This window comes from Endomicrobium proavitum, from assembly GCF_001027545.1.
Taxonomy (GTDB): domain Bacteria; phylum Elusimicrobiota; class Endomicrobiia; order Endomicrobiales; family Endomicrobiaceae; genus Endomicrobium; species Endomicrobium proavitum.
The window spans coordinates 700,121-726,353 of sequence record NZ_CP009498.1; the positions used below are offsets into that span (position 1 = coordinate 700,121).

Annotated in this window: 25 protein-coding genes and 1 riboswitch; of the genes, 2 read left to right on the forward strand and 23 right to left on the reverse strand. The window is 39.8% G+C overall.

Annotated features, from left to right (window positions below; translation table 11 throughout):
* Positions 1-51 precede the first annotated feature (51 nt).
* The 15 genes from Epro_RS02985 to Epro_RS03055 form a co-directional block, all read right to left on the reverse strand.
* Positions 52-261 (reverse strand): winged helix-turn-helix domain-containing protein, encoded by a 210-nt coding sequence (locus Epro_RS02985; protein ID WP_052570449.1) that lies wholly within the window; start codon positions 259-261, stop codon positions 52-54.
* Positions 262-285: 24 nt separating this feature from the next.
* Positions 286-750: an acetyl-CoA carboxylase biotin carboxyl carrier protein gene (locus Epro_RS02990; protein ID WP_052570451.1), complete on the reverse strand. Its 465-nt coding sequence runs from the start codon at positions 748-750 to the stop codon at positions 286-288.
* Positions 751-792: 42 nt separating this feature from the next.
* Entirely contained in the window at positions 793-2,871 is a 2,079-nt protein-coding gene (gene pnp / locus Epro_RS02995; RefSeq protein WP_052570453.1) for a polyribonucleotide nucleotidyltransferase, read from the reverse strand.
* Positions 2,872-3,013: 142 nt separating this feature from the next.
* Complete coding sequence (gene rpsO, locus Epro_RS03000) at positions 3,014-3,274, reverse strand: 30S ribosomal protein S15 (RefSeq protein ID WP_052570455.1); 261 nt, start codon at positions 3,272-3,274, stop codon at positions 3,014-3,016.
* A 109-nt stretch (positions 3,275-3,383) separates the two neighbouring features.
* Positions 3,384-3,845: a 6,7-dimethyl-8-ribityllumazine synthase gene (gene ribH / locus Epro_RS03005; protein WP_052570457.1), complete on the reverse strand. Its 462-nt coding sequence runs from the start codon at positions 3,843-3,845 to the stop codon at positions 3,384-3,386.
* Between the two features lie 34 nt (positions 3,846-3,879).
* Positions 3,880-5,100 (reverse strand): bifunctional 3,4-dihydroxy-2-butanone-4-phosphate synthase/GTP cyclohydrolase II, encoded by a 1,221-nt coding sequence (locus Epro_RS03010; RefSeq protein WP_052570459.1) that lies wholly within the window; start codon positions 5,098-5,100, stop codon positions 3,880-3,882.
* A gap of 16 nt (positions 5,101-5,116) precedes the next feature.
* Complete coding sequence (locus tag Epro_RS03015; protein ID WP_052570461.1) at positions 5,117-5,728, reverse strand: riboflavin synthase; 612 nt, start codon at positions 5,726-5,728, stop codon at positions 5,117-5,119.
* Between the two features lie 61 nt (positions 5,729-5,789).
* Positions 5,790-6,818, reverse strand: a complete 1,029-nt coding sequence (gene ribD / locus Epro_RS03020; protein WP_082121478.1) for a bifunctional diaminohydroxyphosphoribosylaminopyrimidine deaminase/5-amino-6-(5-phosphoribosylamino)uracil reductase RibD — start codon at positions 6,816-6,818, stop codon at positions 5,790-5,792.
* 56 nt (positions 6,819-6,874) lie between these two features.
* A riboswitch (FMN riboswitch) is annotated at positions 6,875-7,060 on the reverse strand.
* A 53-nt stretch (positions 7,061-7,113) separates the two neighbouring features.
* Complete coding sequence (locus tag Epro_RS03025; protein ID WP_052570465.1) at positions 7,114-8,154, reverse strand: hypothetical protein; 1,041 nt, start codon at positions 8,152-8,154, stop codon at positions 7,114-7,116.
* An 11-nt stretch (positions 8,155-8,165) separates the two neighbouring features.
* Positions 8,166-8,627, reverse strand: a complete 462-nt coding sequence (locus Epro_RS03030) for a hypothetical protein (protein WP_144412032.1) — start codon at positions 8,625-8,627, stop codon at positions 8,166-8,168.
* Positions 8,628-8,795: 168 nt separating this feature from the next.
* Complete coding sequence (locus tag Epro_RS03035) at positions 8,796-9,974, reverse strand: hypothetical protein (protein ID WP_052570470.1); 1,179 nt, start codon at positions 9,972-9,974, stop codon at positions 8,796-8,798.
* 4 nt (positions 9,975-9,978) lie between these two features.
* Positions 9,979-11,277 (reverse strand): hypothetical protein, encoded by a 1,299-nt coding sequence (locus Epro_RS03040; RefSeq protein WP_052570472.1) that lies wholly within the window; start codon positions 11,275-11,277, stop codon positions 9,979-9,981.
* 47 nt (positions 11,278-11,324) lie between these two features.
* The gene (locus tag Epro_RS03045) at positions 11,325-12,086 is read right to left on the reverse strand and encodes a fimbrial biogenesis chaperone (RefSeq protein ID WP_052570474.1); all 762 of its coding nucleotides are present in this window, start codon (positions 12,084-12,086) and stop codon (positions 11,325-11,327) included.
* 254 nt (positions 12,087-12,340) lie between these two features.
* Positions 12,341-13,243: a hypothetical protein gene (locus tag Epro_RS03050; RefSeq protein WP_052570475.1), complete on the reverse strand. Its 903-nt coding sequence runs from the start codon at positions 13,241-13,243 to the stop codon at positions 12,341-12,343.
* Between the two features lie 640 nt (positions 13,244-13,883).
* Complete coding sequence (locus Epro_RS03055; RefSeq protein ID WP_052570477.1) at positions 13,884-16,772, reverse strand: M6 family metalloprotease domain-containing protein; 2,889 nt, start codon at positions 16,770-16,772, stop codon at positions 13,884-13,886.
* A 63-nt stretch (positions 16,773-16,835) separates the two neighbouring features.
* On the opposite strand from Epro_RS03055, the gene Epro_RS03060 reads away from it, so the two are divergent.
* Complete coding sequence (locus Epro_RS03060) at positions 16,836-17,321, forward strand: DUF192 domain-containing protein (protein ID WP_052570479.1); 486 nt, start codon at positions 16,836-16,838, stop codon at positions 17,319-17,321.
* Positions 17,314-17,745 carry a GatB/YqeY domain-containing protein gene (locus Epro_RS03065; RefSeq protein WP_052570481.1) on the forward strand — a complete coding sequence of 144 codons (432 nt, stop codon included), beginning with the start codon at positions 17,314-17,316 and terminating at the stop codon, positions 17,743-17,745. The genes Epro_RS03060 and Epro_RS03065 overlap by 8 nt, the downstream gene beginning before the upstream one ends.
* A 142-nt stretch (positions 17,746-17,887) precedes the next feature.
* Here Epro_RS03065 and Epro_RS03070 read toward each other — a convergent pair whose 3' ends face one another.
* From Epro_RS03070 to Epro_RS03105, 8 genes are all read right to left on the reverse strand, one after another.
* Positions 17,888-18,187 carry a GIY-YIG nuclease family protein gene (locus Epro_RS03070; protein ID WP_052571570.1) on the reverse strand — a complete coding sequence of 100 codons (300 nt, stop codon included), beginning with the start codon at positions 18,185-18,187 and terminating at the stop codon, positions 17,888-17,890.
* Positions 18,188-18,266: 79 nt separating this feature from the next.
* Positions 18,267-20,381, reverse strand: coding sequence for a glycine--tRNA ligase subunit beta (gene glyS, locus Epro_RS03075; protein WP_052570483.1), 2,115 nt, complete (start codon positions 20,379-20,381; stop codon positions 18,267-18,269).
* On the reverse strand, positions 20,378-21,232 hold the full coding sequence (locus tag Epro_RS03080; protein WP_052570485.1) for a glycine--tRNA ligase subunit alpha: 855 nt from the start codon (positions 21,230-21,232) through the stop codon (positions 20,378-20,380). Before Epro_RS03080 ends, glyS begins: the two co-directional genes overlap by 4 nt.
* Positions 21,233-21,299: 67 nt before the next feature.
* Positions 21,300-21,950, reverse strand: a complete 651-nt coding sequence (recO, locus tag Epro_RS03085) for a DNA repair protein RecO (protein ID WP_052570487.1) — start codon at positions 21,948-21,950, stop codon at positions 21,300-21,302.
* Positions 21,951-23,228 carry a hemolysin family protein gene (locus Epro_RS03090; protein WP_052570489.1) on the reverse strand — a complete coding sequence of 426 codons (1,278 nt, stop codon included), beginning with the start codon at positions 23,226-23,228 and terminating at the stop codon, positions 21,951-21,953.
* On the reverse strand, positions 23,225-24,226 hold the full coding sequence (locus Epro_RS03095) for a hemolysin family protein (RefSeq protein WP_052570491.1): 1,002 nt from the start codon (positions 24,224-24,226) through the stop codon (positions 23,225-23,227). Before Epro_RS03095 ends, Epro_RS03090 begins: the two co-directional genes overlap by 4 nt.
* Positions 24,211-24,627: an rRNA maturation RNase YbeY gene (gene ybeY / locus Epro_RS03100; RefSeq protein WP_052570493.1), complete on the reverse strand. Its 417-nt coding sequence runs from the start codon at positions 24,625-24,627 to the stop codon at positions 24,211-24,213. The genes Epro_RS03095 and ybeY overlap by 16 nt, the downstream gene beginning before the upstream one ends.
* A 118-nt stretch (positions 24,628-24,745) precedes the next feature.
* Positions 24,746-26,230 carry an HD family phosphohydrolase gene (locus Epro_RS03105; protein WP_052570495.1) on the reverse strand — a complete coding sequence of 495 codons (1,485 nt, stop codon included), beginning with the start codon at positions 26,228-26,230 and terminating at the stop codon, positions 24,746-24,748.
* Between the last annotated feature and the right edge of the window lie 3 nt (positions 26,231-26,233).

The window sequence follows — 26,233 nt, forward strand, 5'->3', positions numbered from 1 at the left end:
GGTTAAAACTTTTTCTGCCGGCGTAAAACGCCGGCAGAAAAAACGAAGCGCTTATTTTTTTAACGAAATTTTGTATGTAAAATCCACCTGCTCTACATTTACTTTATTTTCTCTTGAAAGCCAGCCTAAAGCAAGGTAAAGCATAGTGTTTGACAAGCCTAAATTAGCTTTTATTTTTATAGGAGAAGACTCGCCGTTTTCGTTGAGGTATTTCCATATTTCGCCTGCGGCAAAACCTATTCTTGTTATCATATCGCTCATTTTATTTTACCTGTTTGCGGCATTTTAAACTTTTTCAATTTCAAATAAATCCTGACCGGAATTTACGGGTTTTCCGTTTTCGGCAATAACTTTTACTATTTTTGCTTTAAAAGTTGCTTTTATTTCGTTCATAACTTTCATGGCTTCTATAATACAAACCGTTTTACCCGCGTCCACAATGTCTCCCTCTTTTGCAAAAACGGGAGAAGACGGAGACGGAGACTGATAAAAAACGCCCATAATAGGCGATTTTATAGTTTCGCCTTTTGATGCAGGCGCCGCATCTTGTTTTACTTTTGCCGCAGTAGCCGCCGCCGCGACAGCCGGCTGGCGAACAACGTCTTTCTGCACGTAAACGCCCGCGTTAGGGTCTTTACGCTTAATAGCTACGCTATAATCTTTGGAGTTAACTTCAAGCTCCTGAATTTTTTCGTCTTTCATTATCTCGTAAAGAGATTTTACCGTATCTTTAATTTCTTTGTTAGCCATTTCTATTCCTTAAATATGGGATAAAAAACTACTAACTGCATTTTACTTTCCTTCGTTTACCGCCTTAATGCTTAAGTTTACGCGTCCCTGCTTGTCTATTTCTAAAACTTTCACCGTAACGGTATCGCCTTCGCTTACCGCATCTTCAACTTTGGCAACGCGTTTTTCCGAAAGCTGCGAAATGTGAATTAATCCCTCTTTTCCGGGAAGCACTTCGGCAAACGCTCCGAAAGCCATTATTTTTGTAATTCTGCCCTCATATATTTTACCTACTTCAACTTCAACGGTTAAAGATTCAACGTACGCTTTTGCGCTGAGAACGCCGTCGTTATCTATTCCCGAAATATAAACCGTTCCGTCTTCGTCAATATCAACTTTTGCGCCGGTAGCTTCCTGAAGTTTTCTGATGTTTTTCCCACCGGGGCCGATAAGTTCGCCGATTTTATTTTGAGGAATTTTAAGCGTTTCCATTCTCGGAGCATATACAGAAAGGTCGCTGCTTGGCGCGGAAATTGCGGAATCCATTTTATCTAAAATGAAGAATCTGCCGCGTTTTGCCTGGTCTAACGCTTTTGTTAAAATATCGTGCGTAAGTCCTGAAATTTTTATATCCATCTGCAAAGCGGTAATACCGTTTTTTGTTCCTGCAACTTTAAAATCCATATCGCCGAGATGATCTTCCATACCCATAATGTCGGTAAGAACAACGTAATTGTCGCCTTCTTTTATAAGCCCCATTGCAACGCCCGCAACGGCAGCTTTTACGGGAACGCCGGCGTTAAAAAGCGCAAGCGAGCCGCCGCAAACAGACGCCATTGACGACGAACCGTTGGATTCTAAAATATCCGAAACTATTCTTATTGTATAACCGAAATCTTCTTCTTTGGGAAGAACCGCTCTCAACGCTCTTTTTGCAAGGTTGCCGTGACCGATTTCTCTTCTGCTGGTAGAACGTTCGCCTCTTGGTTCGCCGGTAGAAAATCCGGGGAAGTTGTAGTGAAGAAGAAATCTGTCTTTAGATTCTCCGGCAAGCTCGTCCAAAATCTGTTTGTCGCCGGGAGTTCCGAGGGTAACGCTTACAAGAGCCTGCGTTTGACCTCTTGTAAACAATGCTGAACCGTGAGCTCTGGGAAGAAATCCAGTTTCGCAGGTTATGGAGCGTATTTCTTCAAAGCCGCGCCCGTCGGTGCGGACTTTTTTATTTAATACAAGCTCTCTTGCTTTAACATAATATATGTCTTCAAGTATGGCGCTTATTGCAGACGCCGGTTCTTCCGGATATTTTTCAAGAAGTCTCTTGGTTAAATCTTTCTTATAATTTGACCAAAAAGATTCTCTTTCGTCTTTATCTTTTATCGTTACGCCTTCTTCGGCTTTTGCAATTGCTTCAGCGTCTATATCAGCTTTGAGCGCCGCGTTGTAAACGGGAGCGGCAGCTTCAATTTTCTTTTTCTGAGGGAAAGCTTTCTGAACTTCGCAAATAGCTTTAACCGTATTTCTTGCAAGCTCTAAAGCTTCAAGCATTTCGGTTTCCGAAATTTCCAAAGACGCGGCTTCAACCATGGTAACGGCTTCGTCGGTTCCGCTTACAAGCAAATCTAAATCGCTTGTTTTTTGTTCTTCTTTTGTGGGGTTTATTACGAATTTTCCGTCAACTCTGCCGATTCTCACGCAAGCTATAGGCGTTGTGAAAGGAATGTCGGAAGTTATAAGCGCTACGGAAGTTCCTATTACGGAAGCTATTTCGGTGTCGTTTACTCCGTCGTAAGAAAGAACTATCGCAGAAATCTGCGTGTCGTTTCTCCAATATTCGGGAAACAAAGGTCTTATGCTTCTGTCTATAATTCTGCTTACTAAAATTTCGCTGTCTCTGGGTTTTGCTTCTCTTTTGAAAAATCCTCCGGGAATTTTTCCGGCGGCGTAAGTTCTTTCTCTGTAGTCAACCGTTAACGGCATAAAATCTATGCCTACTTTAGGCTCTTTAGACGAAACAGCCGTAACCAAAACTACGGTTTCGCCGATTGTTACCGTGCAAGCGCCACTTGCCTGTTTTGCAACTTTCCCTGATTCTACGACGAATTTTTTTCCCGCTACTTCAATTTCTTTTTTAAAATATTGCATCTTTTCTCCGTTTGCGACTCACGCGCAAAAGATCCAAACAAATTCCGCAAAACGGAATCTCTTTGCATCCTTTGGGCTTTTTTGCCGCTTTTTTTGTATAAATGCCCTTACCTTTGAAAGTCAAAGATAAGGGCAATATTTTTTACTTTCTTAAATCTAATTTTTTAATCAATGTTGCGTAGCCGTCTTTATCGTGTTTCTTAATATAGTCAAGAAGTCTTCTTCTCTGACCTATCATTTTCAAAAAACCCACTCTTGACGCAAAATCTTTCGGGAATTTCTGAAAATGGTCTGAAAGATATTTAATTCTTGAAGTAAGCAATGCAACCTGAACCTCAGGCGAACCGGTGTCGGTCGCGTGCGTTTTAAACTGTTCCACAACTTCTTTTTTTACCAAAGCCATCTTTTGTAACGCTCCTTATTGTTTTTATGAAAATTAGTTTTTAAACAACTTAAAAATTGTATCAAATTTTAATTAAAAAAACAATTAGAAGACTGTGCGGCAAATGTAATTAGATTTGCGAATACAAACTTGCCATTTCAATAGCGCTTAATGCGGCGTCGGCGCCTTTGTTTCCGGATTTTGTACCGGCGCGTTCAACAGCCTGTTCTATTGTTTCAGTGGTTAATACGCCAAAAATTACGGGAGCTTTGCTTGAAAGCCCTACATTGGCAACGCCTTTTGAAACTTCCGACGCAACATAATCAAAATGAGGAGTAGCTCCTCTTATAACGCAGCCCAAACAAATAATAGCGTCAACTTTTCCGCTTTCGGCTATTTTCTTTGCAACAGCCGGAATTTCAAACGCGCCCGGAACCCAAGTAAGCGAAATATCCGCGTCCGCAGCTCCGTGCCTTTTTAAAATATCTTCCGCGCCGCCGATAAGTTTATTTGTTATAAACTCGTTAAACCTTGACGCCACAATAGCAAACTTCTTCCCGTCGGCCTTCAACTGTCCGTTAATAACTTTCATGTAAAACTCCTTTTTGTAATTTTTAATTGCCGGTCTAAACTGTTTTTAAAATGTGTCCCATTTTTTCTTTCTTCGTTTTCAAATATTTTTTATTGGATTTTGTCGGACAAATTTCTACCGGAACTCTTTTTGCAATTTTCAAACCGTATCCTTCAAGCCCTACTATTTTTCTCGGATTGTTCGTCATAAGGTTAATGCTTTTCATGCCGAGTTCGGACAAAATTTGCGCGCCTATTCCGTAATCCCTTAAATCAGGAGCAAAACCAAGAGCAACGTTTGCCTCAACGGTGTCAAGACCTTGTTCCTGCAATTGATACGCTTTCAGTTTATTTGCAAGCCCTATGCCTCTTCCCTCTTGGTGCATATACAAAACAACGCCGACACCCGCATTTTCAATAGCTTTAAGCGCCGTCTCAAGCTGGTCGCCGCAATCGCATCTTAACGAGTGAAAAATATCGCCGGTTTCGCACGACGAATGCACGCGCACCAAAACGTTTTGCTTGCCTTTAACATTTCCTTTTATTATCGCAAGATGCGAATCTTTCGTAACGGTATCTTCAAAAAGAGTCAGCTTAAATTCGCCGTGCTTTGTAGGAAAATTTACGCTTACGATTTCTTTTACAAGTTTTTCATTTTGACGGCGATAATTTATAAGTTCCGCTATAGTTACAATTTTTAATTTATGTTTTTTTGCAAAGTTTATAAGGTCCGGCATTCTGGACATTGTTCCGTCGTCATTCATTATTTCGCAAATTGTTCCAGCGGGTTTGAGTCCGGCAAGTTCCATTAAATCTACCGCCGCTTCCGTGTGTCCGGTTCTCACTAAAACGCCTCCGTCTTTATAACGCAGAGGAAATATATGACCGGGACGCGCAAAATCTTGCGGTTTGGCATTTTTGTCTATAAGTTTTCTAACCGTAAGAGACCTGTCGCAAGCGGAAATTCCGGTAGTGGTTCCCAAACGATAATCTACGGAAACCGTAAAAGAACAGCCCTTCTTTTCCGTAGGATTATCCACCATATTTTCTATTTTTAATTCTTCAAGCCTCTCGTGTTTCATTGGCACGCATATAAGTCCGCGCGCATATTTCGTCATAAAATTAATAATTTCCGGAGTAGTTTTTTGCGCGGCGCAAACCAAATCCCCCTCGTTTTCCCGCCCTGGGTCGTCCACAACAATAACCATTTTTCCGGATTGAATGTCTTTAACGGCGCTTTCAACCGACGTAAAAACTTTATCTTTTTCTGTTTTCATATTTAGCCCTTTACTTTTAAAAATTTTTTAACATTTCCAAAGTCAAACCTTCGGAACCTTTATTTTTTGAAAACTTTTCCAAATACTTTGCAAAAACGTCCGTCTCAACATTTACAAAATCTCCCGCTTTTTTTAATTTTAAAATTGTATTATTAAAAGTTTCCGGAATTATAAAAATTTCAAAACCCGCTTCATTTACCGCCGCAAGCGTTAAACTTATTCCGTCTATGGCTATAGAACCTTTATCAACGCAATAATTTGTAATATTTTTTCCTGCTGAAAATTTTAACTTATAAAATCCGCCGACTTTTTCAACGCTTGAAATTTTAGCCGTAGCGTCAACATGCCCGCTTACAATGTGTCCGCCAAGGCGCGAAGAAAGCCGCAAAGCCCTTTCCAAATTTACTTTTGAATTTTGCTTCAGCAAAGACATAGTTGTAAGTTTATCGGTATTGGGACTGTAATCCGCGCTAAAAACTCCAGGCAAAATATGCACAGCTGTTAAACAAACCCCGTTAACGCTGACGCTGTCGCCTACTTTTATATCGCCAAGCTTTGTCTCAATAACAATTTCCGACGACGATATAGATTTTACTATGCCGATATCTTCAATAATTCCCGTAAACATTTATCACTCCGTAAAATTATAATCCGCGTTAATCGCACAATGACAAACAAAAACATCATACTTATTGCTTATTTTTCAGCTTCCCTGTTATCAACAAATCTCCGCCGATTTTTTTCACGCGCATATCTTCTACATTTACGGCGTCGGCTATTTTCTTTACGCCTTTACCGCCGACAACAGAAATTGCATTTTTTCCGCCGATAATTTTAGGAGCCACAAACAAATATATATCGTCAACGCATTTTGAAAATATTGCGGATGAAATTATACCGCTTCCGCCCTCAATAAGAATTGTTTTAAGCCCTATATCATTTAATTTTTTTATAATAACCTTAAAATTTTTCTTAGCCGCTCCAAAATCAACACCCCCGTCCCCTTGACCGGAAATAATTATGGTGGGGGCAGATGAATTGAATATGTTGTAATTTTTGGGGATGTTGGAATTTTCGTCTATAACGACTCTTACGGGATTTTTTCCTTTGCCGTGCGACGTAAGTTTTGGGTTATCCTGTAATGCCGTATTAAAGCCTACCAAAACGGCGTCGTATTTGCTTCTTAAACTGTGGACAAAATTTCGCGATTTTTGCGACGTTATCCATTTAGAATCAAAAGTTTCGGTTGCAATTTTACCGTCAAGAGTCATAGCGGCTTTCACGCTAACGCGCGGTTTTATTTTCAAATGATTTAAATAATCTTTTATAAGAACTTTAGCTTGAGCATTGCAAAGCCCGCCGCAAACTTCAATGCCGTTTTTTTCAAGAATCTCGCGGCTTTTAGAAACGTTAGGATCTTTTACTGCAAAGAAAACGCGCTTTATTGCAGCTTTAATAATTGCCTGCGTGCACGGAGGACGTTTGCCGAAGCTGTTGCACGGTTCAAGGGTAACGTATAAATCCGCGCCGCGCGCCGCGCTGCCGGCGTCCGTCAAGGCGTTTATTTCCGCGTGGTTGCCGCCAAAATATTGATGCCAGCCCTTGCCTACTATTTTATTATCTTTAACAATAACGCAGCCAACCAAAGGATTCGGATAAACTTTTCCTTTCCCTTTTTTAGCAAGCTCTATAGCAATTTTCATGTATTTTTTGTTCATAAATAAAAAAACCCGTAAGCATATGAATGCTTCGGGGGTTGCGCAATTATACAATATTTTATCTTCTCTCATCCGGACTTTACCGTCGGTATCAGAGTTTCACTGATTCAGTCCGCTTTGGAACATTGTTCCGGCGGAGTCGCAGACTTAAAACTTCGTTTCATTTACAAACAACGATGTTTTTCACTGCCGGTAAGGAGTTGAAAGACCTTCTGTCTTTCTCACCTTCCCCGAAGACTATTAAGTTATAAGTATATTATAAAATTTTACAATAAACGTCAAATTAGTTTTTATTTTATTGACCAAGCAAGTAAGCAGCGGCGTCAAAATCTTCGGCTTTTTCTTCTTCGTCGGCTTTCTTTTGCGCTTCTTGCTGCTCTGATTGAACTTCTTCCGGTTTTTTAACTCTTTCCGGCTCTTTGTTACTGCCGAATCTGTAGCCTAAACTAAAAAAGTGAGAACCTATGGTTTCTTGAACGTCAAGCGGCATACCGAAAGCGTAGTCTATAAGCAAAGCTTCTTCCCCAAGCTTTAATTCGTATCCAAGCCCGAGGTTTATTTGGTCGCCCCAGCTACCTGCCCTTAAAGCCAAAGCTCCGTCTATAACTCTTGTTTCGGCGCCAAACATTAATATGTCTTCGCCGCCTCTAACCTGATAATCTACGGCAATTGTAAATTTCGGAAGCGACAACAGCGGCAAAACTTCGTTATAATACGCCAAACCCAAAACGTCGGCGTTAAGTATGTGATACTCTTCAAAAAAGCCCATGTCAGGTCTGTTGAGGTGTTTCCCGCTGTAGCCTATAGAGAATCCGTTAGAAAATTTTGCAATGATTCCGGCGTCAACAGCTATTGCGCCGTTTGTTAAAGTGTCGCCGTGATAATTGTTGGACTGTTTCAAATATTTTGCGCTTACGCCTATTGCAATTTTAACCCAGTCTGATTCCAATATATCGTTTAAATTTCTTGCATAGCCCGCGTAAAACGTATCTTCGCTTCGCACGCCTACGCCGCCGAAATGTCCCCAGCCAGCCGCAAGAGTGCCGACAGCCTGACTTATAGGCACAACCGCGCCGAGATAATTATCGTTTATTTCTACGCCGCTCATGCCGGCAAAAAGTTTTGACGTCATTCCGGTAACTTCAACGGCTCTCATAAGCCCTGCGCCGGCAATGTTGTAAATAGGCGCGCTGGCATCGTTAGAAACCGCCGTAAAAGCGCCGCCCATACCAAGAGCTCTAACGCCCCAATACGTTGTAGAAAACCACGCAAAGCCTTCGGATGCGCTAAATAAAAGCGCTATGGACAATAATGTTAATATTTTTATTTTTTTCATTTTATTTTTACTTATCTAATAATACCTATTGTAGCGTCTGCAATATGACCCCATGGGTTAACATATATTTGACATATATATGAGGTGCTTTCAACATATGAGCCCGAATTATTAGTCCCTTTTTTTCCATACCATATATATGGAGGAGCTGTCAATCTTGCAACTTCGGAACCGGATGTTTTAAATATAACTACAATATCTCCGGACTCAAGATTGTTAAATTGTATGGCGCTTCCCGCTATATAATTCCTGCCTGCAGGTTTATAGCTATCACCGGAAAGGCGGATTCTGTCGGCATTGTGATAAGGAAACGTATTATTTAACACGGTTTTTGTTTTATCAAAAGAACTATCGCCGGCTGCAACAGGCGTATATGCTTTAGATTCGCTAACCCAGCGAACGTTTTCAGCAAGCGCGCAAACGCTAAAAATGGAAACTATGAATAATAACGCAAAAACTCTTATTGTGTTCATTTTATTTCCCATGCGTTTTAACATCAACTCGCTTCGTGCCATTGAGACGGAGCATCTTACCATAATGTCTGTCCAGCTCCGCTGCCACACTGAACATACGCTAACAATCCGCTTAAAACTATTAAATTTCTTCGCACCGTAAATTCGGGTCAATACCCCCGTCTCCAATTATCTTATGAAGGATATTACGCCGCTGATTATTTTGCCGTTTACTCTTATCTGATACAGATACATATCGGGTTCTACGTAAGAGCCGCTGTCGTTTTTGCCGTCCCAAATAAACGGCGGGGCGGACAAGGTTCTTATAATTTTTGCTCTCATGTTAAATATTGTAACCGTATCGCCTTCCTGAAGATTTTTAAACTGCATTTCGTCGCCGGGCTTTATTGTATTCTCGTCCGGTCTGTAATCGTTGTCGGTAAGCTGAACTTTGTCTAAAATTGCGTAATGTCCAAAAGCCGTGCCGGTAAGCGCTAAATTTACAGTTACTGTTTTATTTGTCGTATCGTTTGTAAAGTTTACGTTTTTCCATTTATTGTTACCGTCAAGAAACATAACCTGAATATCGTTTACGTTTTTAGGCAAATCGCCGTAATACAAAGTTACGCTTGGCATAAGCGCCGGATTTGCCACGGTAAAATTTGTCGGCTGTAAATGATAAGTAATTACAGGCTTATGAGGCTCGTTTGTAACGCTGTGAATTTCGCTTACGTGAATATCGCTGTCGGAATATATTTCTTTAATAGAAAAATTGGTAGTTCCCGTAAGCGCTCCCGCGGGAAACGATATTTTAGAATCGGCTCTTGTTTGGTCGCCGTGCTGCTGAACAAGCGTGCCGTCCGCGGCATGAAGCAATTTAGGTTCCGTAGTATATAATTTTGCCGTTTGATACGCAGACGCGGAACTTGTGCTTGGAAAATACGCAAAAGCTCCGTCGGTAGTTTCCGCGACAAGTCTGTAATAAATTTCATCTTCGTTTTCCGGCACTGCAAGAGGAATTTCCACGGCCGGAGCAACAAAAGCCCACGTAGTTGCATCTGAACGTTTAATATTGCTAACAGGCACATAATAAACAGTAGCGTCGTATTTTGTGTAATATTCAAGAGCAATGCTTGAAATATACGCGCCGCCGCCAACAACAACGCTGCCCGCGGCAACAAGTTTACGCATGTTTACCGCAATTCTTGTTACGGGAGTATAATTGAAATTAATAGTCGTAGAAGTAGCCGGAACAAGCGCAAAAGAAATTTCCGCTTTGTAAGTGTCAATTGTGCTTGTCTGAGCAAAAGCCGCTCCGCAAACAGTAAACATTGCTATTAGAATAAATGATAAAAGTTTTTTATTCATGTTTTTATTCTATTATAAAATCTAAAGTTATAGTATTGCACACATAATTGGCCATTGACGTAAGCCCCATATCAACAGCAAAATACAAAAATAATTTTTTCCCCAAATGAACGGAAAAAACGCTTGACCAAGATACGGAATTTGCTTCAAACTGATTATCATACCAACGCCACTTAAAACCTTGCGCAGAACTCCAGCCTATTGCAGGATTAGCCGCGCCGTATGTTGTAGAAAATAGAGTTGATGTTTTATCCATCATTCCATACCAACCTGCATCCCAAAGCAAATCTACGTTATCGTTTTGGCTTGTAGGATAATAAACTTTCTTTATGCTCCACAACATAGGAGCTATTTTTTGTCCGTTTTCAGACACCATTCCGGAGTTTTTCGGAATGACGCCGTTAAACGGGTAAGAAGGAGGTCCCGCTATGTCGGCGGACGGACCTGTATAAACTATACTTGAAGAAGGCGACGTTACGTCTGTATAAACCATAAGATACCAAGAATCCGCGGGATTAAAATCTGAAAATTCAAGTTCAATATACTGATCCGCAACCTGAAAACCAGTCGGAATATTTTGAGAATTAATATTTTTCCAAGTAATTACGCTTGAAGTGGACAAACTTTGATCTTCCCTTTCTTTCATGACAACAGAAAGCGTGGTTGTTTCCCCTGTTGTAGGCGCACCCGGTTTTTTCCATAAAACGTTATCTACTAAAACTGTGCCGCCGCCAACAGACCATGCAAACAAAACATATTGGACGCTTTGTAAACTTGTCGCAGTCAATCCGGTAAAAACCGTTGAATCTAAAGGAAGAATAACCTTATGCCAAGCGTCGTCCTGCCAGCCCGCGGGAAGATAACCGTTAGTTTCAAGCCAATCAAAAGTTACAACTCTATTGCCGCCTGCGGTAAACCCTATTTGGGTGCCTACAAGATTTTGCGCTGAATCCGCTTTTACATAAAACTCGTATGTTCCGCCATAATATTCAGACATATCTTGATTAGAGGAAAAGCTGACCCCGCCGCCGTTTGCGCCGCCGGTAATTCTGAACCAATAAGCGCCTTCATATCCGTCTCCTCCTTGCGAGCCAGTGTTTCCGTTACCGGACCACGACGACAGCTTATCCCCCCCGACATCGCTGCTAACTTGATTAGTCCAGTTAAAAGTTCCGCCCGGAATAAAATCGGAAAACGCGCCGTAAACATCTCTGCCGATATTAACGGTATAAGCATATTGCGAGTGTGCAAAAGTAACAAATGCGCACATAAATAATAATAAGAATAATATTTTTTTAAACATTTTTAGGTTTTCTTTTTAATTAATTTTTTATCGCTGCCAATTGCCGTTTATTGCGTAACGCTTCCGTCTTTTTTCAATCTGAATTGCGTTTTTTTTGTTACAGTTATGCCTGAATTTTCTAAAACAATTTCAGCTGTATATTTTCCGGGTTTTATATTTACGTCCGGTATTTCTGCGTGGAAACCGCCTCTTTCGCTTTCGGCGTAAATTGGGTATGTTGAAATTATTTTTGTTGTTTGAACAAGGTTATTTTTATTGTCATATATATTTACAAGACCTTGAGGGCGAAGATGAATATTTCCGTTATTTTTTATGGCAAACTGAAGTTTTATTTCTTTGTCGGAAAGCTGTGATTTATAAAATGATATTTTACCTATTTCGTAGTCTATTTTTTCCGTGCCGTGTATGGTTAAATACACAGGGAAACTCATTCTCATGTTAAGCATTTCATTTCCGGGCTGCATGTAAGAAAAAGACACTTGTCCGGAAACAGAGCCTTTCATTGAGCTGTTTGTTTTTATAATGTATTTTACTTTGGCGGCGCCGCCTTGTTTAATTTTTATAGTTTTAGGAGAAACAGTAAGCCAAGAATTAATATCTAACTCACCGTTGCCTTTATAGGTATTCCAGTCTTGAGTAGCAACGGTAACTTCAATGTCGCCGTCATAATTATTGGTAATAGTAAACTCTGAAGAAAGCGTATCGTTTTGGGCAACTTTTGCGTCAATTCTTGACGGATACACACTTAAAGTGGCGTGAGCGGAACAAACAAATAACATTAACAGAGAAAAACACAATAACTTTTTCAATTTTACTCCCTTTGTGTCACTTAGTCGTTTTTTGTCTTTTGTTCTAAACTTGTTTTAACACCCGCAAAGCTGCAGATGCTGAAATAAATTTGGCATAACAATAAATAACCACAATTAGATTTGTCATTCCGATGAAAATCGGAATCCATTTTTAGTTAACTTGGATATCGTGTCAAGCACGGTATGACAAAAAGTGCAATATCTGACCTCTTTCAGAGGCGGGTAAACCCGCCTCTGAAAAGAGAAACAAAAACTTATTCTGTGATAACTTCCAAAGTCAACTTATCTGTTCCGTATCTGTGAGCAACTTTCGCGTCAAATGCAGATGTCGCGAAGAAGAAATACGCATCACCGGTAGGATAAGCATAATGAATTTCGCCCGGAAGCGCACCATAACCTGTTCTAAGACCCTGGTCAGTCGCTATGATAGCATACTCGCCGGCATCAGCTGTGAAAGTAGGGTTCTTTTTGTCAACAGTTGCATATAGACCATAAATGATTTGACCAATGTTCAAATCAATCTGATCAATACTTGTAATAGTATTATATGCCACTCCTGCTGAAGGTGTTGCGGTTGTAAGAGCAATGTTTTTAGAAGAATCTACAACTCTGTAAGCCAAAGGAAGACCCGGAGCGTCTATAGGAACCGATCCTTTCATAACTGTCAACGGAAACGCCATGGTTGAAAGTAATGTGGCGTTAGCTTTGTAAGTTGTTGCGCTGGCAGTTCCATTCTGGTTATCAGTATAGAACTTTACAGTTGTTCCCGGAGCCAAACTTTTCACAGTGAGTTTTGCATACACTTTAGAGTTTGAGAACCATGTCTGAGGCTGTCCTGGTCCATAGGTAATACCATCACTGTTTCCTGGCTGAAGAGCTCTAAAGCCGGGTTCCCAGTCAATTTTTGGAGCTACTGCATCGCCTGCCGCAGGTTTGTTGCCAGCCATTTTCAAAAGCTGAAAACCAAACGCTGTGTAGGTTGATGCGAACGATAATTCCGCTTTAAAGAAAGTGGAAGAACTTGCAGCAAACACAGAAGACGCTGCGGTTGCTACAAATGCTACTGCTACAAACAATCCTAACAATTTACGCATCCTTTTTCTCCTTTTTTTAAGATGGGGTTGCCATCTTCCATCTTCTTCAGATGAGCCTGCCATCTGTTTTTTATTTAATCAAACTGCCGCCTGCACAATGCAGAACAGTTGATTTTCTATATTGCAACAAAATTTTCAAAAATGGATTCCGTATCAAGCACGGAATGACAGATTGAAAGGATACAGCAAACGGCGCCTTTAGGAGGAGTGTTAGTAGAGTAGAGTAGAGTAGAGTAGAGTAGAGTAGAGTAGAGTAGAGTAGAGTAGAGTAGAGTAGAGTAGAGTAGAGTAGAGTAGAGTAGAGTAGAGTAGAGTAGAGTAGAGTAGAGTAGAGTAGAGTAGAGTAGAGTAGAGTTGAGTTGCTGAATATTTTTTTCATTTTGTTCTCTTTTTTTACAGCTGCAATTTCCATGGGAAATTTTTTATTTGCTGCTGCCCGCAAATAATTATACTTCCTAAAGTCTAATATGTGTTTGAGTTTTCGCAACCATGCAACTATTACAAGCAATACCGCTTTTTTACTATTTATGAGTATAGCTCGTTGTTAATTTCTGCCATACTTACAATAATCAAACACTATAGCCTAAACATATTTGTAGAAGTATAATCGCCACAACAATTTTCCGCAAGGGCTTTTTTACAAAACTCACTCTACGCTATGATATATATATTAGATTATAGATGGGCTATTTGTTACAGTTTATTATCTTTCAACTGCAATCTTTATAACTTTCTTATTACCGGATAGGTCTTTTATTAACGCCATGTAAACTCCGCTGGCTACAAATTCTCCATTAGAGTTTTTGCCGTCCCAAATAGCAATAGCGCCGGCAAGCTGTAATGCTGTTATCTTTTCGCCGGAGCTTGTGTATATTGTTATTTGCGCTCCGTCGGGTAAATTTGTGAAAGTCGCCTGCGACCACGCTTGCCCTTTGTGCGGTTTTAACGGGTTAGGATAACCTATAACGTTATCTAAATTTGTTGTGTGGGCAAAAGACATCAGCGCGAAAATTGAAAGGTGGTCTAACTGCGCTGAAACGTATTTATTTTGTTTATCAACAACGGAAGACACTACCGGCAGCCACGAGCCGTTTTGATATCTTGCTATTACAAGGGAATCTTCGTCAAGACCGGCAATATCCGCAACAGTGTAAGGTATTTTCAAAAGAATGGTTTTTGCGGGTTGATGCCCCGACGCTGAAAAATCTACGCCTAAATTGGTGTGTTTTAATTTTATACCGTTTAAATTTTCCGCAGGCAGATTTTTATTCTGACTTACAGACACTACAACGCCCGGGTTAAAAGTTGCAGACCTTATAAGCGCGCTGCCGGTGCCGACGGCGCCGTTTGAGAACTCTACGGGAAACGGAATTTCAACATCATAAAGCGGGTCAATAGGCTGACCTGCGCTGGACATGCCTATGTAAAAATTAAGAGCGGGCGCGGCAGAAACGCCGGGATAGGGCGACATGTAAACAGTCCACGTGCCGATATTTGCCATGTAAGCCTGAAAATTTAAATTGATTTGATTTGAATTTGCAAAAGACGCCGTAGAATTTAACACGCTGCCGTTATTATCGTTTTTTATATAAAAACTTGTGTATGAATTTACAAAATTGCTTCCGTTGACGTCTATGTAAATAGTCTCGGTTGCAGTGCCGCTTAAAAGCACGTAATTTGCAGAAAGCGACGTAACTTGCGGATATGCGTAAACCGTCATAACGCCGGTTTTGGTTTCAGAATCTCCGGAGACGTTGTCTATAATTTGCAAGCCGTATAAACCGCTTGCGGCGCTTGACGCAAACGTTACGGAAGCGCTTATTGCGCTTGAACTTAAAACGCTTACGTTTGAGGCGTAAATCTGATTTGCTCCGTTTATTAATTTAACCGTTGCCGACGACGGAAAATCATTCCCCGTTATACTGAAATTTACGGGAACGGTTTTTACGGCAACGTTTTGAGTTACGCTTGATATGGTTATTTTTCGAGAAGCTTTAAACGTCATGGTGGAGCCGGTTGCTGAAATTTGGCTTATTGCAATATCCGCCGGATAACCGTCCCAGCCTATGCTTGACGGGTTTGAAGTATTTGTAAATTGCGGATTATTATTGTTACGGTAATAAAAACTGTCCCTGCCTTTGCTTAAATTTACAGCTAAACCGTTAGACCCGTCGGCTTCCTGCAAATCTAACAAATAATGAGAAGGGTCATTGTTGTCGCCGTTGTTTAATTTCCGCTCGTCAACGTGCCAAATAAGCACGCCTCTTGAGCTGCCGGGAAGATATTGGTCAAAGCCTATGCCTTGCCTGTTTTCTATGAGGTAATACTCGTTAAAACGAAACTGCGGGCCGCTGAATTTGTAAAAAGCGGTTTGATCTGTAGCCGCCGCGGGAAGCGAAAAGTAAGACGATGAACTTATTTCAACAGGGTCTATAAAACCTGAAAAATATTTAGTCCACGCGCTAAATAACGCCGGAGAACTGCCGTCGCTTCCGGGACCGTTCCAGCTGCCGCCGCCCATAATGTCGTAATTTCCCACGCCGTAGCTGGCGTAAGTTGTATCGTATAAATCCGGAAGATGAAGCATTGCGTGTCCAAGTTCGTGAGCGGCTACGCCTATTCTTGAAATTTGCGCGGCAGATTCGTTAGAACCTCTTAATTCCGGAATTGTGTTATAGGAGGAAATTCTTTTGCCGTCCCATGTCGTAAAAAAAGGAGATATATTCCACTTATGCGACCATATTGCGTCGCTGACGCCCGCTTCCATACCGCCGCCGGCATGCACTACAGTTATAAAATCTATGCGCCCGTCGCCGTCTTGATCAAACTGGGCAAAATCAAAAGTGTGTGAAGCGTCTAGTAAAACAAGCGCCTGCTGAACCATTTGACGGGCATATAAAGTACCGCTTGCGCCCGCGTAATAACCCGATGTGCTGCTTAAAGTGATAACGGGCGAAACAACGCTTTCAACCTGAAGCTGACCGTAAGACGACGCGTTATAAAAATCGTTAACCGAACCCAACGCGCCGTAATCGGTGTAATTTGCTTTATCAAAAAAATCTAAAAAAACTTGCTCGGGGTTTGACAATCTGAAAGGTTTATCGGAGAAAGCCACAAGCAGCACAAGGTGTTTAAAAACCGTCGGACTACCCGAAAGCTGCGGCGAAGATTTTAAAAGATTTGCTTTTGTTGCGGCAGATTTTTTTAGAGATTCTTTGTAAACGTTTTTGTCGTCGGAGAGCATTAAAGCTCTGCGGGAATTTGCAATATTTTGAAACCCTTCGGCTTTAACATGCTTGTTAAAACTAAGCGACGCCGGATTTACCCTCCCGCTCACTTTGTATTGCGTTTTTTCAAGTTTGCCGTTTACGCCGCGGCGCGCGTAACGCCACTCTTTGGTGGGAGTATCTTGTATAACAGTGTATCCGTCTTTGTCTTCAGTCCAGTGATAAAATTCATCGCCTTGAACTCTCAAAGAAACTTTTTCTCCGTCCGGCTGCAGCGCGTCAAACAACGCCGGAGACGCGGAAACCGCAAAAATTTCTCCGCAAAAAAGAAAAGATAAAACAGCTGTTAAAATAATTTTTCTCATCTTATATAGTATAGCTATTTTTTGCTATATAAGAAAGGTTTTTATATAATAAAGAAAAATAAAATGAAAAAAATATTTTTGACTATGCTTTTATTTTCCATAGCGGCGGCGGCTTGCGCTGACACTTCAAACAAAAATAAAACTTTCTCGCGAAACGCGCAGGATAATTCTATTTTAGAAGTTAAACTTGCCGGCGCCAATTTAAAGTTGTTTACCGTTAAAAGCCCCGAAGCCAAACGTAAAGGTTTATCCGGCAGAGATACAATTCCTAACGATGGAATGATTTTCTTTTTTGATTACCCGTCGCCGTTGGCTTTTTGGATGAAAGATATGAAGTTTGCCATAGATATTATCTGGATTAACGCCGACAAAGTTGTATCGGTTACAAAAAACGCGCAGCCCCAGCCCGGAGCAAAAGACGATAAACTTAAAATTTATTCCCCCGCGTTTTATGCGGACACAGTTATAGAATTAAGCGCCGGCGACGCCGACAAATATAATATTGAAGCAGGCTCTGCTTTTACTATAAGGAGAATTATAAATGATTAACAAACTTAAAGAAGATTTAAAAATTTACATGAAAGCCCAAGATATTGAAAAGCTCAACGTGGTTCGCGGAATTTTAAACGAAATTAATATTCGCGATATGAAAAATATCAAAATTACCGACGATGAAATTTTAAAAGTTTTAAGAAGCGAACTTAAAAAAAGAAAAGAATCCATTGAGAGTTTTGAAAAAGGCGGCAGACAAGATTTAATTGACAAAGAAAAACGAGAGATTGACGTTATTAATAAATATCTTCCCTCAGAAATTACCGACGACGACCTTTTCGCAAAAGTTAAAGCGGCAGCCGACGCCAGCGCAGACAAAAGTTTTGGCGTCGTTATGAAAGCCGCAATCGCCGCCCTAAACGGCGCCGCCGACGGAAAACGAATTTCCGCCGCCGTCAAAAAAGTTTTGGAAAACAAATGATCAAATAAAATGGATATCGTTTTCCAACGGTATGACAAATGAAAATAGGTCAAGGGGACGGGGGAAATAGTTATTTTTTTACCAACTACAGTGAGAGAATATATTATGATTTTGTCATACCGGCGAAAGCCGGTATCCATTTTCATTTGATTATAACGTCATTTTCAATTAAATCATTCCAATTAGAATTTGATTGTTCAATTAACTCAATTTTCCAAACCCTTTTCCATTCTTTTAAGATCTTTTCTCTTCTAAGTGCCGAGTTGATATCATCGCAAATTTCACAATAAACCAATTTGTCCAATGAATATTTTTTACTAAAACCTTCTATTAATTTATTTTTATGCTCATACATTCTTCTTGCTATGTCGTTAGTTACACCAATATATAATGTTCCCCTTAGTCTGTTTTTAATGATATAAACATAATATTGTTTTGTCATATTAGTAAACATGGATTGCGATTTTCATCGCAATGACACAGCATTTTGTTACGCAATGCATGATATTAAAAGCTATATATTAATTTACTATTAAAGAAAAATCAATAAAACCGTCAAAAACTGATTTTACTGAATTTAACAGGGCAAATCTGTTTTTCTTTATTGTTTCGTCTTCCGCCATTACCATTACTTTTGCAAAAAAATTATCTATGTCCGGCTTTATTTCAAGAACCTTGTCAAAAACTTTATCGTAATTTTTTGCAGATATATATTCCTGCGTTTGAGAATTAATTTTTTGCGACGATGCGTAAAGAGCGTTTTCCGCGTCATCGCGTAAAAGTTCCCGATTAACGGAATTTGAAATTTCAATGTTTTGTTTTTTTGCCTGCGCTAAAATGTTGTTGATTCTTTTAAAAACCTCGGCTATTGAAACAAAATCGCCTTTTTGTTTTGCGGTTTTCAAAGCGTCAAGCTTAAGCTGTAAATTTCCCAAATATTGAAGTCCTGAATTCTTTGCGGCTGAAGAAACCGCTTTAATGTCGCCGGAAAGGTAGCCGAGACCTTCAAAAATACTTTCTATTCTCTGCCACAAAAAATTTACAAATCTTTCTTTTGCCTGCGCGAACTTTTGATTATTTTTAACTTTTTCCGGAAGAAGTTCAAAAGATTTATTTACAACATCGTTTAAATTTACATTTGGAAATTTATCAAATATCATTCTTATAAGACCTATCGCCGCACGGCGTAAACCGTAAGGGTCTGCCGAGCCGGAAGGTTCAAGACCTACGGCAAAATTTGCGGCAAGAGTATCAAGTTTATCGGCAATTGAAATAATAAGCGCGATATTATTTTTAGGAAGTTCCCCGCTTGCGCTAAGCGGCCAGTAGTGTTGTTCAACGGCATCCGCCACGTCGTTGTTTTCGCCGGTTTTTTTAGCGTAGATTTTACCCATAACGCCCTGAAGTTCGCCGTATTCAAAAACCATTTCGCTTACTAAATCCGCCTTTGATAAAACGACGGCTCTGTCTAAAAGTTTTCCGTCAACTTGCGCGCAGAACTCTTTATTTATAAAAACGGACAATATTCTAACGCGTTCGTTTTTTTCGTAAACCGTTCCTATTTCTTTGTGGAATACAACGCCTTTAAGTTTTTCCGCATTTGCGTCTAAACCTTTTTTTAAATCGTTTTTATAAAAGAATTCAGCGTCGGAAAGACGCGCGCCTACGACTTTTTCATACCCTTCGCGGGCTACTTCCTGATATTTTGAAACGCCGTTTTTAACGTCTATAAAATAATTTGAAAATTTTCCGTTTTTATCGTTTACGGCAAAACATTTTTGGCTTTTCTTTATGCACACCGTAAGCGCTTCCGGCGGAAGTTCAAGATAACGTTTGTCAAATTCGCACAAAACGGCCGTAGGAAATTCTACGAGATAATTTACTTCGTCCGTAAGATTATCGTCGTAAATAACGCTGCCCGCGCTTTTAACGGACTCTTCAAGAGACTTTTTTAGAGTTTCTTTTCTCTCGTTTTGGTCTGCCAAAACGTGTTTATTTTTTAGTTTAACAAGATAATTTTTAGGTAAATCTATTTTTATTTTAGATTTATCAACAGCGTGCAAACCTATAGTCCAGTTGCCGCTTGCAACGTCGGCAATTTTAAATTTAACTGTTTTTTTACCGTATAAAGCTATAATGTTTCGCACGGGTCTTGCAAATTTGAAACCGGAGCTTTCCCAAATCATAGTTTTTGGAAAATATATGTTTTTTATTATTTCGGGAAAAATATTTAGAAGAAGTTTTTCTGTTTTCTCGCCTTTCAATTTTTTAACAAAACATAATCTGTCGCCTTTGTCGGTTTTTTTAATTTCAAGGTTATCCGGCTTTACTCCGTTTTTTGCGGCAAACCCCGTTGCCGCCTGCGTCCAATTGCCGGCGGCGTCTTTTGCCGCCAAAAGCGCAGGTCCTAATAATTCTTCCGTTTTGTCTTCGCTTTTTGCGGCAAGATCTGAAACGTAAAGAACAAGCCTTCTCGGCGTGGCGTAAGTTTTTATATCAGTATATTTTAAACCCGCGGCTGCAAACTTTTTTTGCGCAAGTTCGCCGATTTGTTTTAAGGCAGGTTCAATATATGACGAAGGAATTTCTTCCGTTCCTATTTCAAGCAAAGCGTCGTTGAGTTCCTGACGGTTCATTTTACGTCTCCTTCAATCATTTTCAGGTAGCCTTCGGCAACGAGTTTTGCGATTGTTCTTACTCTTAAAACATAAGCTACTCGCTCGGAAACGCTTATTGCGCCTCTTGCCTGAAGCAAATTAAACAGATGCGAACATTTCATAACAGCGTCGTAAGCGGGCAAGGGCAAATTGTCCGTCGCAAGCGCTTGCGCCTGTTTTTCCCAATCGTTGAAATGTCTTTTGAGCATTTCCGTATCCGCTTTTTCAAAATTATACGACGACCACTGTTTTTCGTCTTCAAGATGAACGTCGCCGTATGTTACATCATCAGTCCACTGCAAATCGTAAACGCTGTTTTTCTTTTGAACATACATGGCAAGGCGTTCGGTTCCGTAAGTTATTTCAACGGATATCGGGTTTAAATTAATTCCGCCAACCTGCTGAAAATACGTAAACTGAGTTGCTTCCATTCCGTCTATCCAAACTTCCCAGCCAAGCCCCCACGCGCCAAGCGTCGGAGATTCCCAGTCGTCTTCAACAAATCTTATATCGTGTTTTTTAGGGTCAAGACCTATGGCTTTTAAACTTTCAAGATAAATTTGCTGAATATCTTTCGGAGCAGGTTTCATAACTACCTGAAACTGATAATAGTGCTGAAGCCTGTTAGGATTTTCGCCGTATCTTCCGTCGGTAGGACGCCTTGACGGCTCAACATATGCTACATTCCAAGGTTTCGGTCCAAGCGTTTTTAGAAAAGTTGCAGGGTTAAAAGTTCCCGCGCCTTTTTCCAAATCATACGGCTGCCATATAAGACATCCTTGTTTCGCCCAAAACTTATGCAAAGTCATAATTATGTCTTGAAAATTCATAAAATCTCCGGATATTTATATTGTGCGATTAGTCAATAATTATAGCAATTTTAAACGGCAAAGGCAGCTACGTTAAATTTATTTTTTTAAGAAAAACCCCAACGGACGGGCGTTTAACGTAGTTTGTCAGGTATGTTTCAACGTAGAGCCATATTTTATTGTCGTCTATGTCGCCGATGTTATCTACATCTTCTCCGCGGCAGTTTGAAAGTTTTCTTATCAGCAATTCCGTATTTTTATCTAAAGATGCATTATTTTTAAGGTAGTCGGCAAAGCCGTATCCCGAAAGTTTTAAAAATCTTAAAACAAACGCCACTACCGCTCTTTGCGGAAATTTACAGTCGGCGAGAACTTCCCAAACGCGGGCGAGAAGTTCGTATTTATCGGAATTTTCAAAGTTAAACGGCGCGAGTTTATCGCACACTTCGCAAGCATACAACGCGTATAAATTTCTTTTAAAATCCGTTTTTATTTTTGAATTATTATTTATAATTTGCGCTCCGGTAACTTTAGGACGAACAGACTGATGATTTTGAAAAACCATCAGCTCGCTCTCGGTAAGAGGTTCTGTTGCGGCGTTAAGTTTAGCGGCTATTTTTTTTGCGCTTGGAACAACGGCTTTTACTTTTCCCCACTGATAAGTGTAGAGAGTAACATGCTTGTCCGATTCGCTGCTTTGCGAAGAGTTTAAAACTAAAGCTTTAATTTGGTAATACACTTAATTTTTAACTCCCGACTTTCTTATAACAACCACGTTAATTTTTTTATTATCGGCGTCCTGAATTTCTATCTCGTAGTTATTCCACGCCGTTTTCTCGCCGCGTTTTGGAATTTTGCCGAAAACTTCCAAAAGCCAACCGCCAAGAGTAGAATAACTTTCTTCTTCGGGAATATTTATATCTATTTCTTTATTTATGTTCAACACCGATTCCTGCGCTTGCACAAGGTATGCGTTGTCGCCGTAAGGCATAATATTTTTTTCATAAATATCGCTGTCGTATTCGTCAAAAACTTCGCCTACTATTTCTTCAAGCAAATCTTCAATGGAAACTATGCCCACGGTAGAACCGAACTCGTCAACGACGACGGCAATATGCTGGTGTCCGGTTTTAAACTCTTTTAAAACTTCGCTTACCTGCGCGCTTTCGGGCACGTAATAAACGGGTCTTATCAAATCTTCAAAAACTATAACTTCGGAATTTCGCAGCGCAACGGCTAAATCTTTGCTGTATATAATACCTAAAATATTATTAAGATTTTCTCTGTGAATAGGAATTCGCGAATATTTATTTTCTACAATTTTGTTTATTAGGTCTTCTTTTTTCTCCGCAATGTCCACGGCGAAAATTCCCTGACGGGGAATCATAACCTGAGAGACTCTTCTCTCGGCAAAATCCATAATATTGCTTACAAGCTTTCTTGCGTCTTTTTCAAGCGGAGACGTGTTTTCATTTGAAAGAAGAAAATCTATTTCATCTGCTTTTACGGAACGGCTTTCTTTTCTTTTAGGCAAAAACTTCATAATTTCATTTGAAATTCCGGATAAAAATCTGACGACAACAGCAAATACTTTTGCAAACCGAACAATTAACGGAAGAGTTGCGGCGCTTACTTTTTCAGCGTTGTAACGGGCGTAAGTTTTAGGAAAAATGTTTCCAAGCACAAGCGCCAAAATTATGGAAACTGCCGGCAGCGCAACATTTACCGCGCGCAAACTTATTTTATAAGTTCTGCTTATTTCCGGAGCCAGCGACGCGCAGACAACGCCCATGCCTACAACGATAAGATTTATGCCTATAATTACGGCGGTCATAACTTCGTAAGTATTTGTTTCCCAAAAAGCTATAAAAGACGCGCTTTTCGGGCGGCTGATTTTAAGCCTTTTTAAATGGGCTCCGGAAAGCGAAGTGATAGCGGTTTCCGAGCCGTTAAAAACGCCCAAAGTTATTAAAAGCAAAACAAATAAAATGATTTTTAAAATAATAATTATACTCATCGCGCAAACTCGTATTCGTCTATAATTCCGCCTACAACTTCCTCTAAAACGTCTTCAAGAGTAACTATTCCTGTTATGTTTTCGGTTTTAGATTTAACAAAAGCCATATGCGTTTTTCCGGTTTTAAACTCTTTAAGCAAATCGCTTATTTTTTTATTTTCGTCAACAAAATACGGAGGTTTTATAAGAGATTTAACGGAACGCCCTTTATGGTTTTTAAGCGCTTCAAGAATATCTTTAATATGAATGTAACCTATTATATTTTCTTTGCTTTCATTATATACCGGAATTCTGCTGCGCGACGTTTCAACGGCTCTGTCTATAAAATCTTCCTCGTCAAGAGCTAAATCTACCGATTCTATTTCGTTTATCGGCGTTACTATTCTTTTTACCGACAGCGCGCCGAAAGTTAAAGTTCTCTCAAGCATGCCGCTTGTTTCTTTATCTATTACGCCGGTATTATCGCCCTCGGAAAGAATGTATTTAATTTCTTCTTCGCTTAATTCGTAAGACGAAATATCCGTAGTTTTAGGAGATATTATTTCGGTAAGCTTTATTATAGGGTATAAAAACGGTTTTGAAATTTGCCATATTTTAGACAAAATGGGAATTGAAAAAAGAGTTATTTTTTCGGAGTTGGCGCGCGCGTAAAATTTAGGAACGATTTCCGCAAAAACCAAAAGCACAAAAGAGGTTAATATCCACGTTACGGCTTCAACGACATATTTATTTACCATGTAAAAAGAATCTCTAAGCACCGACGCGGAGAGATAGCTTATAAGCATATCGGAAACAACGTTGACCGTAAGTATAATGGTTAAAAGGTAATACGGAGATTTAAGCCACGACAAAAGAAGTTTTGAAAGATTGGGTTTTTGCGCTATAAGTTTTTTTACTCTGTATTTTGAAAGGCTTGTAATGCCGATTTCCGCCGCGGAAATCCACGACGACACCACAATTAAAAATAGTAAAGATATACCGCCTAAAAAAATAAACATTTAAAAATTTTATCCTGTTTTGCAAACATTTCAGTTTTGTTTTTGGGGTCGTAATCCGTATAGCCGCACAAATGCAAAACTCCGTGAATTACAAGATACGCAAGCTCCTGACGCCATGTGTTGCCGTATTTTTTAGCGTTTTTTTGAGAGCGTCCGCGCGAAATATAAACATCGCCCGCAAAATTTTGAGGAACTACAAGAAATGAAATTACGTCGGTAATGCGGCGCACTTTTCTGTATTTTATATTTAACTTTTTTATCTGCGCGTCAGAAACCATTATAAAATTAATATTATAATTTTTTACTTTTTCAAATTTCAAAGCGGAAAGAGCCGCTTTTTTTAAAACAGCAGTTTCATTTACAGGGAAATTAATAAACTGCAATTGAGAATTATTTTTCACTTTATTTCCAATTTTAATTTTGTTGTTTTAACAATTGAAGACAACGATTTAACAAGTTCGTTACAACAATTCCAATAGATATTATTACAATCCGGCTTCAAATATTCCATTCTCAATTTTATTTGTTTTCTTTATACTCAATTCTTGCGTGGTATATGCCGGTTACCGTTGATGTTACGCTGTCTCTTATGGTTTGTAAATCTTTAAGCGTAATAGGGCAGTCGTCAAATTGACCCTCGGTGAATTTGTTGTTTATAATTTTTTCCACTGTTTCTTTAATTCGGACAACCGTCGGGTCTTCAAGCGCGCGGCATGCGGCTTCCGCGGAATCTGCAATCATTATTATTGCGGCAACTTTGGTTTTAGGTTTTGGACCCGGATATTTAAAATTTTCAATGCTAACCTCGCTGCCGGCTTCTAAAGCTTTAAGATAAAAAGAACGTATTATAGTAGTGCCGTGGTGCTGCTGAATGCTATCAAGAATGGCTTTATCAATATTATTTTTTTTAGCTAAAAACACGCCGTCTTTAACGTGCGAAATTAAAATTAAACTTGACATTGCCGGCGTAAGCGGGTCATGGGGATTAGAGCCCTGCGCTTGGTTTTCTATAAAGTACTCCGGATTTTTCAGTTTTCCTATATCATGATAATACGCGCCGACTCTTGCAAGAATGGAGTTTGCGCCGATAGCATCCGCCGCTTGTTCGGCGATAACCGCCGTCATAAGCGAGTGATGATACGTTCCCGGGGCGTCAAGCATAAGATTTTTAAGCAGACTGTTGTTAAAATCCGAAAGTTCTATAAGTTTTATGTTTGTTGTTCTTGAAAAAAGTTTTTCAAACAGCGGCATAAAAACTAAAATTACAAGAACCGAAAGCGCTCCGCCGAATACTCCGTTGACGAGATTTTGCGCATATTGCGCAGTAGTATATTCGTCAAGAAGATAGAACATGGTTATTGTAAGCGCATTTGCAAAAACAATTTTTATTCCCGTAGTTAAAAAGTCTGATCTTTTTCTTATGCGGCTTATCCCGGGAATAACTACAAGCCCGCTGCAGATAATAAAGAAAAATATATCAAGTCTTTTATTTACCAAAAGTCCGGCGATAACGCTAAATAAAAATGTGTATAAAATAGCAATTCTTACAGACAACAGCATTGCAGCCATTACGATAAAAGCGGATACGGGGAAGATAAGCGGCGAGCCGTATTCTTTGGATATTTGAAGCGTAAGTATTCCGGTTATAACAAGAACGCACATCAAAGAAACGGCGTCGTTATCGCAATAAATCTCTTTTTCTTCGGGTTCACGCGTAAGCGCCGCAAAAAATAACGCTAAAATAACCACAAAAATTGCGACGGAAAGAAATGCCTCGTTATCTGCGCCCAAATCCATAACAAGCATAAAATAAACCGCAATAACGGTTAGCGCCACCGATAAAAAAATAGGAATTTTTATGTCGGTCATAAGAAAACTTGTAATGTTTCTTGTAGCCGGCGCTTCTTCTTTTTCTTCGCCGAGTTTTCTTGCAAAGCCAAGCGCCAGCCTTCTTGCCGCCGTCTTTAACTTCTCAAAAAAACTCGTATTGTCTTGTTTATCCATTTT